We start from the raw sequence: 11,979 nt of genomic DNA, 5'->3' as shown, positions 1-11,979 counted from the left end.
CCGCTTTAAGCAATTGCAGAACAGCCTTGTTGCTGAACAGATTGATGCCTTAACCTATACCTATGCCAACGCCAATACCAGCAACCGCCTGATCAGGGTCAATGATGCTTCCGGAAACCCGACAGGTTATCCCGTAGGTGGAAATGCCATCCCGTATGATGCCAATGGCAATATGATTTCCCAGATGGATAAAGGAATCAGCAGTATGGCTTATAACTTTCTGAATTTACCAACTCAGATCATCCGGAATACAGGAAATACAGGCTATCTCTACCGTGCAGACGGAACCAAACAAAGAAAAACCTACGGCAACACCGTTACCGATTATATAGACGGCTTTCAGTATGTTAACGGGAAATTGCAGTTTGTACCTACCGATGAAGGTTATTATGATTTTGTACAAAATAAGTATATTTACAACTATACAGATCACCTTGGAAATGTAAGATTAAGTTTCCTCAGGGGAGCCAGTGGCGGCGCAGAGATCATTGAAGAAAACAACTATTATCCTTTTGGATTAAAGTACGGGGGCTACAACAGTATCGGCTTAGGAAATCCTAATTATCAGTATAAGTATAACGGGAAGGAACTGCAGGAGACTGGAATGTATGATTATGGAGCGAGGATGTATATGAGTGATATTGGAAGATGGGGAGTAGTGGATCCGTTGGCGGAACAGTATCGTAGACACTCTACTTATAATTACGCAGTAAATAATCCTATTCGTTTTATAGATCCGGATGGACGAGGAGTAAATGATTTTGTTAAAAGAGAAGATGGGAGTATTTATTGGGATAAAAACGCAAACTCTCAGGCTACGACAAAAACTGGAGAAACTTATTTAGGAAAAACACTGAGCTTTAATTTTACAAGTTACATTGATGGAAAAAGTTGGGATGGACCTTTAAATGGCATTGTGGATGCATCAGGTGTTAAATTAACAAGTACATTAACATTGACCGGAAGAGAAAATGATGCTGGTGAATTAACAAGTTTGGTTGGAAATTTTAAGTCTGAACCTGGTGAAACTCCGGTAGGTGAACCAAGAATGTACTATCCTGGGGAGGGAGGAAGCAATAATGTATTCGATATGAAAACTATTTCAACAGGAATTAATGTAAATTTTGAACAACATGCAAGTGTATCTCGAATTGAAGAAGTTGGTTTAAATGCAGCTGGGTTTAAAATAGTTGATGTTGCTCAAAAACTAAATATTAATTATAACAGCAGTAATGGTAATCTTTCTGTAGATGCATACACTAATATATTCCCCTCAGCAAGTTTAACAGTTTCTGGTAATGGCAATACTTCTAAATTAATGCAATATAATCAACCATCTTTTCCTGGAACTCATGCAGCTCCTCTAAAGGGATATTCATCTACATTTGTAGGTTCAGGAACTGTTTCTACAAAGCAGGCTGTGTATGATTACTCTTACTACCCATCAAGATTTTACAAAAGAAATTAATATGTTTAAAATTACCCTTACCAATAGTTTTTTGTATCTAATAATAAAATACATTATTTTCTTTTCTCTGCTTGCTTTTATAGGGGATAGATTTAAGAATATTGTATTAAATAATGCAGAAACATCAACCGAAATGTTTAAACTTACGTTAAATTATATTTTATATGTGTTGATATATATGATACCATTAATATTAGTTTTTATTTTTCCTCTATACTTTACATTGAAAATAAAAAAAGGAATATTTTTTTTATTTTCTATAGTATTGCTTTTTATAGCTGAATATTGTTTTTATACATATTTGTATGCTTCTTCCAATAAAATTTTAGGAATCTACAATATCATAATAAGCGTAATTTTATTATGGATATTTTTCTATAAATCTATACGGTTAAAATTTACAAGAATATAAAACAAAAAACCCACTGCAATTGCGGTGGGTTTTTATTTCTTTGTCTCGTCCTGAAAAAGGTTGACTAAAAAGCTATAAAAACAGTCATCCTAATGAAATTTAAAAAAACGTCATCTCCTGTACAAGAATACAGCGAGGCATTCCAGAAAGTTTATAGAAATCGCGGAACGTGAGCTTAAGATCGATATTGTAAAAAAGTCTGGTTCCAATCAATCCAGGAAATAAGGACAGATACAGCTCTTTCACTGGAAACTATCTGTCGATTGTTTGGATATAGCAAGCAAGCTTATTATAAAAGGAAAAAACAATCCACTTTAAATAATAATGATGCTAGAATTATAGAACTGATAGTATCAATTCGTAAAAAGATGCCTAAAATAGGTACCCGAAAGCTTTATTTTTTACTTAAAAATGATTTTGAAAAAGAGAAAATTCATGTAGGAAGAGATGGGTTGTTTAAGCTTTTGCGAGCAAATTATCTTTTAATTCCCAGAAGACACAGCTACTTTAAAACAACGAATTCCAGACATTGGATGAGGAAATATCCCAATATTATCAAAGAAAAAGAGCTGAAATATTCAGAGAAAGTTTGGGTTGCAGACATTACTTATCTGAAGACTAAAGAGAAGAACTATTATCTTCATTTAATTACTGATGCGTATTCTAAGAAAATTGTAGGATATGAATTGAGTGATAATTTACAGACTAGTACCACATTGAAAGCATTACAGCAAGCTATAAAAAATCGTTTGTATAAACATTCACTAATTCATCATTCAGATAGAGGACTACAATATTGTAGTAAAGAATATACTGAAATACTAAAGAAAAATGATATTCTTATAAGCATGACCGAAAACTCGAATCCTTATGAAAATGCTGTAGCAGAAAGAGTAAATGGCATTCTGAAATATGAGTTTGGATTGATTAATACTTTTGAAAACTTTAAAAATCTCTCACAACAACTTGAACAATCAATTTACTGCTACAATAACTTAAGACCTCATTTTTCATTGAATTATAATATCCCAAGTCAAGTACACATGAAAAATAATGTGAAATTAAAAACTTATAAAAAGCAAAATCAGAATAGGAAAAGCCCTACTCTGATTTAACTATATTTGAACTATTAAACTAGTCAACCTTTTTCAGGACTAGTCATATACTAAAAGTCGACCTTCTTATGGAAAAGACCAAGTAGAAAATACTTGGGAGAGTGCTAAAGGGAAAAATGACAAAGTAATAGACCCAAATACAGGTGAAGAGATTATTTGGGATAAATCAGTAAAACCTAGATCGTGGGATATGGGACATAAACCAGGAAAGGAATATAGAAAATTACATGAAAAATATATGAATGGTGATATTACAAAAGAAGAATTTTTAGAAGAATATAGAAATCCCAATAATTATCAACCGGAATCAAAATCATCAAATAGAAGTCATAAATATGAACAAAACTAATACAAGAGGGGTTTTTAGGTATGTAACCTGTAAAGACTTAGATAATTTAAAAATTGAAGTTAATGATGGGAATGTTAATTCTTTTACTGAAGAATATGGAAGAAATCTTTTGCAAGAGGCTATTGTTGACGAATCCTTTGAAATTTTTGATTATCTATTGACCTGTGGTATAGATGTTAACCATTCGGATAAAAATGGTCAAACACCACTACATTTTAGTGTGGTCTATAATAATTATGAGATAACCAAGAAGTTATTAAGTATTAAAATAATTGAGATAAATAAAAAAGATAAATATGGTAATAATCCATTGTGGACGGCTGTTTTCAATTCTAAAGGTTATTATGAGATTGTCAAACTGATGATGCAACATGGAGCAGACCCTGCTTCAAAAAATAATAATAATAAATCTCCTTTAGATTTAGCAAGATTAATTAAAGATGAAGAACTGGAGAGGATTTTGTTTTCTGAATAAAACTTTTGAATAAAAAGATTACTCCAATATAGTGCACTGGATTGGGAGTAAAATAAAGTAAATAACTATTCACGCGAAAAAGACGGGCAAGGACCAAGATTTCAAAATAGAAACTCCAGAGGGCATTTTTTATACCATCAAAAATATTGGAGACGGAGATTATTTAGCTGTCAATACAAAAGGAGAAGTCTATGAGCTTTTACATGATCCGTATAGTATAAGAAAAAAGGCATCCAACATACGGGAGTTATTACAATCTATAATTTAGTAGAAATGGAACCCGTTATAAAAATACGGGTTCTTTTCTTTCAGTTATGATTGTATCTGTTTTTTTTAACGTGGAAATATCCGCTTATACTACTTTAAAGGAAACAGCGGTGGCGCGGAGATCATTGAAGAAACTGACGAAGGAAGTTCGACGATTCCTATAAAATAATAAGCAGGGACAGAGTCAAAACAATTATTATCCTTTTGGGCTCAAGCATCAGGGGTATAATACTATAGGACTTGCAAACCCTGCCTATAAGTATGGTTATCAGGGACAGGAGCTTCAGGAAACTGGCTGGTACTCCTTTACATGGAGGAATTATATGCCGGATGTTGGTAGGTTTTTTAATATTGATCCACTTGCAACTAAATATCCCTACAATAGCCCTTATGCTTTTCAGGAGAATAAATTAGGAATGGGTGTTGAATTAGAAGGTTTAGAGTTGCTGAAAAATCATACTGGATTTTTTGCCATTCACGGAAATGAAATGCAAGTAAAAAGAGCCCCTATATCACAAACCAGAGTAGGGCAAGATGGCAATAGATTTGCTACATTTACAGCAGGAGATATTGGTTTGTCAACAAGTGGTTACAATCCTAACGGAGCAAGAATTTCCACAGGAACTACTGGATTAAGACAAGATTCATATAAATATGATGGACCAACACCTTCTGGAGAAAAAATGGAAAGCATTCGTGGGAATGACCGTCCAACAAATATCTGGACAAAAATATATGATAAAGGAATAGATAATGCAGGTAAATTATCTAGTGGTATAAAAGAGTTGTACAAATTAGGAGATTTGACTGTTAATATTCCTGATGCTATGAAAAGCCTTAAAGAATATCCACAAGCTATAAATGATGTTAATGCTGTAAAATCTCAAGCAATGACTATGGATCAGGCAATTAAATATGTTGATGGAAGTGGAATTGAAATGACCCAGCAGACGCGAAACGACGTGGTAAATTATGTAAATGATGGAACATTACCAAATCCTGGCGCAGGTTTAATGCCAAATTCTTTAATAATCCAAAATGGTGATCAAATTATGAAAGACAATGGAATACAGATACAACCTCTTGATCAACAGTTACAAACAGAAAACAAAAAATTATCTCAATAATGAGAACAACATTAATCTATTTAGTTATTATTTTTTCTTGCATTGGTTGTGTATCACAAGACCAGAAAGATAAAGAACAAATAAAAAAAACTGTTATTAACTATTGGAACGCTGTTAAAAATAATAATTTGCAGACATATAATAGCTTAATTTATGATTCAGAAAACTACCCAGGAGTAACATCTTCGGAATTGTTTTTTTTGAACAAACATTATAATGAGATTAACTCTAAGAAAGACTTATTGAATAACATTAAGATAAAGGATACAACAGATATTATTCCAAGTGTTAAAATGAAATACGTTCAATATGTCTATAAAAAAGAAAATGACATTAATAATTTAAAAAAACCTTTAATTATAACTTTGATGTTTTATAAACCCAATGGACTTGATAAGATATACACGCCTGTTATTTTACAAAACCATATAGGTTGGGATAAATAGAAAACCATCCCGCTGCGCAAAATCTCCCCTCGCTGGCGCGAGCTTCTAGCTCGTGTCCTAAATGACAAATAACAATAAGCAAAGCTAACTTTTATGTGTTAGCTTTGTTATTTACTCCCATTCTTTAATTTTATACTATGGGCAGAAAATATAAATTTCATGAAAAGGAGGGAGCATATTTTATAAGTTTTGCCCCGGTATTCCGGATTGATATTTTTACCAGAATAGAGTATTTTGATATTGTCATTAAGTCGCCTTTAAATTGTTGTGATGATTATCAGGAGATATTGGAAATAGATGTAAATTTATAAAAGGATGTTTGATGAGCACGAGCAAGATGCTTGCGCCAGCGAGGGAGACAATAATGTAAAATGGGTTATAATCACGAAAATAAATTAATAAAAAACAGGTAATTTCAAATGATTGCCTGTTTTTTATACTGATCAGCGTTATGATAATTTTGAAAAACTATTCTTTTACAGTAAGTCCAGAATAGCAGGATCTGTTAATGGAGAACCACCTTGTACAGGACCTATTTTAGCTTCTATCTGTTTAGAAAAAGCATTCAGTGAATTTCTGTCGAGCATAAACTTAATAAATTCTTCAGGTGAGGTATTGGGATATGTTTTATAGCTGTTATAGCCGGCTTTAGTAGGAAGATCATCTCTTACAGACCATTCTACCCATTGGTTTTGCATTTTTTTAGAAAGCATCCAGGTTACATATAGCTTTGCTGCGGCTTTATGTCTGGTTGCTTTAAAGATAGCGGCTGTCTGTGCCCAGGTAAGAAAAGGATCTTCAGAGGGGAGCACTACTTGTGCTCCGCCATCTATAGAAGTGTCGAATACCCCGGCGGATGCTATAGTGGCTAATTTATTTCCTTTTCTTACCTGAGCTTCGGGAGCTGCTGTTCCTCTGATCCATTGGGGATTTTGCTTGATAAGCTGATCAATATAATTCCAGCCATACTTATCCACAATTTTTTTATAAAGATACAATACGGCATCATCGTCATGCGGATATGTGAGGATTATTTTGTTTTTATATAGCGGGGTCAGCAGGTCAGTATACGATTGTGGAAGATGCTGTACCTGCTCCCTGTTGGCCAGCATAGCAAAAGTTACCATATAAACAGGGGTAAATGCACCTTCAGGATCTTTAAGACCGGCCGGAATATGATCCCAGCCTTCAGGTTTAAAATTTTCCAGCAGCCCTCTGGCTTTCCATCGATGAAAATCATGAATGGTCTGAAGATGAGTGATATCCGGAGTCAGATTGTTATCAGCAAGCTGTTGATCTATTTCCGCATCTAAAACTTTAGAGAGATCTACTCTGATTTTTATACTGATATCCGGAAAATCCTTTTCCCATTCATTTTTTATCCAGTCCATTTGTCCCGGAGCATCACCACCACTCCAAATGATGATTTCATTTCCTTCAGCTTTTGCTTCATGGTACAAACGCTGAATTTCATCCTGTTCTTTTTGAACAGAATCTGCAGAAGTATGGTCATCATTACAAGACAATGCCATACAGGAAACTGCTGTGATTACGAAAAAAATTCTGATCATTGTGTTCGTTTTATATTAATCAATTATAATAATAACGTTTTGTATTGTAATTGATTGTTTTTAAGTGTGTTAAATTTTTGTAAACTCAAGGGGCAGCTTTTTGTTGTACAAAGCTGTGATCAGTTTTACCGGATGATTTTATATTTAAGAAGAAAAATTCGCTGAGACATCCAAACAATATAAAATTGATGACTGAAGTATAAAAATAACCAGACTGCATCAAAGAAGATACAGTCTGGCTTAAAAAAAATATGAGGTTTCGGGTTTATCTGTCGATCAGAATATTCTTCACAAGCGTCTGATCTCCGCTTTTTAAAATTCCTATATACATTCCTTTTTCCAGACCGGACACATTGATTTTGGTTTCATTGTTTACTTTAAGGAAAGTTCTTCCTGTCGGGTTGGTGATTTCAAAACTGAAACGGGTGGTTGTGTCGGGTAATTCAATATTCAGAATACTGCTGGCAGGATTAGGGTAGATTTTTACTCCTTCTAAAGTAGCAGCAGATTTATTGACAGTTAAGGCTACAGAAGCTGTGGCAAAATGTTGTAAAGCCCCTACAGCTGCTTTTCCGATATTATATACATATACAGGATCTACGTTGGCAAAAGTATCTTTTGAAGTATGTGGAAAACTGCTTTCTATCCTTTCATAGAAACCGGTAATCACATCGCCTTTTTGCTCGAAAGGGATATAATCCGTTCTTTCAGCAGGGTCTACTTCTGTCTGTAGAGGAGAGTAGAGCGCGGTACAGTTTCTGAGCTGTTGGGTGATCGCAGCAGAAGCCGCATTATTGGAAGTAAGGCCACCCTGATCTTCATCACAGTACACGGTATTATTATTGTTCCCTTTGACACCACCTACCTGATCAAGGTTAAAGACAAGCTTGATATCCAGCTTGCGGACACCTCCCTGATAGACTACATTATTTACATAATGAGTGCTTCCGATAAGACCTTGTTCTTCTCCGGAGAAATGAATAAACTTAATGGAGTATTCTGTAGGAACATCTTTTAATATTCTTGCCGCCTCGAGAATAATAGATGTGCCGCTGCCATTATCGTTGACTCCGGGTCCGTTTATCGTATCAAAGTGTCCGCAGATAATCACAAATTTATTAGGATAAAGAGTACCTGTCTTAGTAATGATCAGGTTTTTGGAAGTCTTTGAACCATAGGTAAAAGGACTTTCTACCATCTGGCTTGCCGAATAGCCGTAGGAAAGGTATTTGTTTTTAATCCAGGTTAATGTATTGGCATTGGCCTGAGATCCTGTGGTTTTGATTCCTAAATTACCAAACTCCTGAAGATTGGTGGTAATATTGGCCTGGGTCACCATATCCGCTCTGTTTTTGTAAGCCTGGATAAAACTTTGTGCAGCAATGCTCTGAATCATGAATGCTGTACACAAAAATGTTGTCATTCTTTTCATATAATTTATTTTGGTTGTGGATTACGAATATAATAAATAAATCACATCATTGTGTTTAATAATTACAAAAAACTGCTGAATTTTTTAATTATTGCTATTGTATGCATTTTATCCGTGCACCTTTGGCCGGTAAAGAAGTTGGGGATAAAAAAAGCCTTCGAAACTGTTTTCGAAGGCAGATATATTTTTGTAATTCCTGTTATTTGTGGATCAGAATCTTTCTTACAACAGTCTGATCACCGGTTTTTAAAACCCCCAGATAAGCGCCGTTTTCCAGTTTTGAAACATTGATTTGGGTTTCGTTGGTGGTTTTCAAAACAGAACGTCCCGGAAAATCTGTGATTTCAAAGCTGAAATTTCGGGTATTAGGATCAGGAAGTTCTATCGTAAGAATATCTTTTACCGGATTGGGATATATTTTTACAGACTCCAGAGTCTTTATCTGATTTTCTTTGGTACCCAATGCTGAGTTGGCTGTAGTGGCTACTGCGTAATGTTGTAGCGCTCCTAAAGTTGCTTTCCCTATATTATAAATATACACGGGATCAGTATTGGCAAAAGTATCACTGCTTGTATGCGGATAATTACTTTCTATTCTTTCAAAGAATCCGGTAATCACTTCTCCTTTTTCTTCAAATGGCATATAGTCTGATCTTTCTGCGGGATCTACAGCGGTTAATAGAGGAGAGTAGAGTGCTGTACAATTTCTAAGCTGTTGGGTGATATCAGCAGAGGCTGCATCATTGGTGGTAGTTCCGCCCATATCCTGATCACAATAAACTGTATTGTTGTTGTTCCCACTTTTTCCGCCTACCTGATCAAGGTTAAAAACCAGCTTAATATCTAACACACGGGTATTTCCCTGATAAGCTACATTATAGGCATAATGATCACTGCCGATTAACCCCTGTTCTTCTCCGGAGAAGTGAATAAACTTAATGGAGTATTCTGTAGGAACATCTTTTAATATTCTTGCCGCTTCGAGAATAATAGATGTGCCGCTGCCATTATCGTTGACTCCGGGTCCGTTTATCGTATCAAAGTGTCCGCAGATAATCACATATTTATTCGGGTATAAGGTACCTGTTTTAGTAATAACCAGATTTTTAGAAGTTGAGCTGCCGTAAACAAAAGGATCCTCTATAATCTGCCCGCTGGTATAACCATAAGAAAGATATTTGTCTTTAAGCCAGTTCAGGGCATTGGTATTTTGTATGGTGCCTGTTTTCTTGATTCCGAAACTGGCGAATTCCTGAAGATTATTGATGATATTGGTCTGGGTTACCATTTCTGCTCTATCCTTATAAGCTTGGATAAAACTTTGGGCTCCAATACTTTGTGCAATGGCAGAGACCAATAAAAGAGTGGCGATTTTCTTCATGAGTATAATAGACTTTTTTTTTTGCTAATATAATTAAAAAAAGCGTCTTTTATTATAAAATTCAGACTGTTATTGGTGTTTTACTAATTGTTTTGGGGTGATAATAAGAATGGTATTCTAAAATAAAAAAATCCCGGGAAATCCCGGGACTTATATTGATAACAAAAATAGTATTCTACATTATTTTACTTGATCTACAACTGCTTTGAAAGCTTCAGGGTGATTCATTGCTAAATCGGCTAAAACTTTTCTGTTAAGCTCAATGTTGTTCTTTTTAAGAGCTCCCATAAACTGAGAGTAAGACATTCCGTGCTCTCTAGTTCCCGCGTTGATACGAGTGATCCAAAGTGCTCTGAAGTTTCTCTTTTTCTCTTTTCTACCACGGTAAGCATATTGCATTGCTTTTTCTACCGCGTTTTTAGCTACAGTCCAAACATTCTTTCTTCTTCCGAAAAAACCTTTAGCTTGCTTAAAAATTTTCTTTCTGCGAGCTCTTGAAGCTACCGCATTTACTGATCTTGGCATAATTTAAATTGTTTTTTTGAAAAGGGCGGCAATATAATTGCACTTATTAGCACCGTTTCAGGGTTAAAATTTTGAATTTGTTTTGAATTCTTATAAACCGAATATAGATTTATAAAAACTACTTAATTGCTAATTGACGTTGAACGCTTTTTTCGTCCACTTTAGCTACGTAAGAAGTAGTAGTAAGATTTCTCTTCTGCTTAGTTTCTTTCTTAGTTAAGATGTGGCTTTTGTAAGCGTTTTTTCTTTTGATCTTACCAGATCCGGTAAGAGCAAAACGTTTCTTAGCACCTGATTTCGTTTTTAATTTTGGCATTGTTTTGCTTTTTTATTGTTTTTGTTATCAATATCTGTTTTGGATACCCCTAAGGACATTAGGAATAATAGTGTGCAAAGGTACAAAAAAATGTGGACAAATCATCTGTTTTTTTCAGATGGTTCTATTTTATGTTAATCATAAGGATATTCGTTAACGTTCACACGTGTTATCAGTGCTCTTTCTTCGTTGTTACCTCTCCAATCACTTTTATTCTGAAACCGGCCTGAATAAACGGACTCTATTTTCTAAAGACTTTATTTTAACAGGCGGATTGGGAATACTCCAGTTAACAGCGGTATTGGAAGACTTTAGGAATATGTAAAAACCGATTTCCGTTTATCGTATAGAAACGGAAATCGGTTAGATGATATTAATAGAAATCTTCCACAATTATATCATTCCTTTCTTCATTATTTCCACCCAGAATAACTTTAATTCTGTATCCCGTAGGAATGGCAGCTCCCGCTCTTGAATAAAGCTGAAGTTTAAAGTGCGGGTTGTTCACATAATAGTTGACGGCGGTATTAGAATTCCAAATTGGAATATTGTTATTGGTGTAAATTACAAGATTCCCATCGGTCTGTGCAACAAGTCTTGAGCCTCCCACATCAGTTCTATGGGTATTAGAATGCCATAATACAGTTCTGTATCCCTGTCTTTCTCTGTAAAGAACCAGGTTGTTGTCATTCTGCATGATCAATCGATAAACATTATTATCGTGTTCTAATACAAGAGACTGCTCTGTGTTGAGTACCTGTGGATGAATAGGACCGGATTCTTTGAGGAGTTTAAGAGTTGTAAGACCAATACGAGAAGTGGTATTCCCCTTTACTACAGTCTGCTTTTCAGTTGGCATTACCTCATCACGGGTTTCATCCTGAGCACAAGATGCCAAAAGCATTGAAAGACTTAAAAAAGTCATTAATTTTAATTTCATGGTTATTTTTTTTGACGGTACAAATATATGAAATTTTAAATTAATTCACTGTATTACGATTTTTTAATTTTCATAAATGTAATGTTTATAGGCTTTAACAAATGTTTTTAAGACACTATTTGGTGTCATTGATTAAAAAAACCGCAACGAATAAA

11 protein-coding genes and 1 pseudogene are annotated in these 11,979 nt (G+C 34.6%); 6 read left to right on the top strand and 6 right to left on the bottom strand.

Annotated features, from left to right (window positions below; translation table 11 throughout):
- The 6 genes and pseudogenes from JO178_RS14290 to JO178_RS14265 form a co-directional block, all read left to right on the top strand.
- Positions 1 to 1,468, top strand: a 1,468-nt coding sequence (locus tag JO178_RS14290) for an RHS repeat-associated core domain-containing protein (protein WP_291937187.1), incomplete at its 5' end; no start/stop codon positions are given.
- 556 nt (positions 1,469 to 2,024) lie between these two features.
- A pseudogene (locus JO178_RS14285) lies at positions 2,025 to 2,995 on the top strand (IS3 family transposase); the annotation flags it as partial.
- A gap of 127 nt (positions 2,996 to 3,122) precedes the next feature.
- Positions 3,123 to 3,344 (top strand): HNH/ENDO VII family nuclease, encoded by a 222-nt coding sequence (locus JO178_RS14280; protein WP_365866778.1) that lies wholly within the window; start codon positions 3,123 to 3,125, stop codon positions 3,342 to 3,344.
- On the top strand, positions 3,331 to 3,819 hold the full coding sequence (locus tag JO178_RS14275; protein WP_291937184.1) for an ankyrin repeat domain-containing protein: 489 nt from the start codon (positions 3,331 to 3,333) through the stop codon (positions 3,817 to 3,819). The genes JO178_RS14280 and JO178_RS14275 overlap by 14 nt, the downstream gene beginning before the upstream one ends.
- A 500-nt stretch (positions 3,820 to 4,319) precedes the next feature.
- Positions 4,320 to 5,213, top strand: a complete 894-nt coding sequence (locus JO178_RS14270) for an RHS repeat-associated core domain-containing protein (protein WP_291937207.1) — start codon at positions 4,320 to 4,322, stop codon at positions 5,211 to 5,213.
- Positions 5,213 to 5,659 (top strand): hypothetical protein, encoded by a 447-nt coding sequence (locus tag JO178_RS14265; protein ID WP_291937181.1) that lies wholly within the window; start codon positions 5,213 to 5,215, stop codon positions 5,657 to 5,659. The genes JO178_RS14270 and JO178_RS14265 overlap by 1 nt, the downstream gene beginning before the upstream one ends.
- Positions 5,660 to 6,135: 476 nt before the next feature.
- Here JO178_RS14265 and JO178_RS14260 read toward each other — a convergent pair whose 3' ends face one another.
- The 6 genes from JO178_RS14260 to JO178_RS14235 form a co-directional block, all read right to left on the bottom strand.
- Positions 6,136 to 7,230 (bottom strand): ABC transporter substrate-binding protein, encoded by a 1,095-nt coding sequence (locus JO178_RS14260; RefSeq protein ID WP_291937178.1) that lies wholly within the window; start codon positions 7,228 to 7,230, stop codon positions 6,136 to 6,138.
- Between the two features lie 265 nt (positions 7,231 to 7,495).
- Positions 7,496 to 8,662 carry a M28 family peptidase gene (locus JO178_RS14255; protein WP_291937174.1) on the bottom strand — a complete coding sequence of 389 codons (1,167 nt, stop codon included), beginning with the start codon at positions 8,660 to 8,662 and terminating at the stop codon, positions 7,496 to 7,498.
- A 199-nt stretch (positions 8,663 to 8,861) separates the two neighbouring features.
- Positions 8,862 to 10,043: a M28 family peptidase gene (locus tag JO178_RS14250; RefSeq protein ID WP_291937170.1), complete on the bottom strand. Its 1,182-nt coding sequence runs from the start codon at positions 10,041 to 10,043 to the stop codon at positions 8,862 to 8,864.
- A gap of 180 nt (positions 10,044 to 10,223) precedes the next feature.
- Positions 10,224 to 10,568, bottom strand: coding sequence for a 50S ribosomal protein L20 (gene rplT, locus JO178_RS14245; protein ID WP_034694451.1), 345 nt, complete (start codon positions 10,566 to 10,568; stop codon positions 10,224 to 10,226).
- Positions 10,569 to 10,686: 118 nt separating this feature from the next.
- Positions 10,687 to 10,884: a 50S ribosomal protein L35 gene (gene rpmI / locus JO178_RS14240; protein WP_002979658.1), complete on the bottom strand. Its 198-nt coding sequence runs from the start codon at positions 10,882 to 10,884 to the stop codon at positions 10,687 to 10,689.
- 373 nt (positions 10,885 to 11,257) lie between these two features.
- The gene (locus tag JO178_RS14235) at positions 11,258 to 11,824 is read right to left on the bottom strand and encodes a hypothetical protein (RefSeq protein WP_291937110.1); all 567 of its coding nucleotides are present in this window, start codon (positions 11,822 to 11,824) and stop codon (positions 11,258 to 11,260) included.
- Positions 11,825 to 11,979 lie beyond the last annotated feature (155 nt).

Origin of the sequence: Chryseobacterium sp. (assembly GCF_019236175.1) — a bacterium.
Classification (GTDB): Bacteria; Bacteroidota; Bacteroidia; order Flavobacteriales; family Weeksellaceae; genus Chryseobacterium.
The sequence above is the reverse complement of the archived record's forward strand: the minus strand, read 5'-3'. Positions and strand labels throughout refer to the sequence as shown.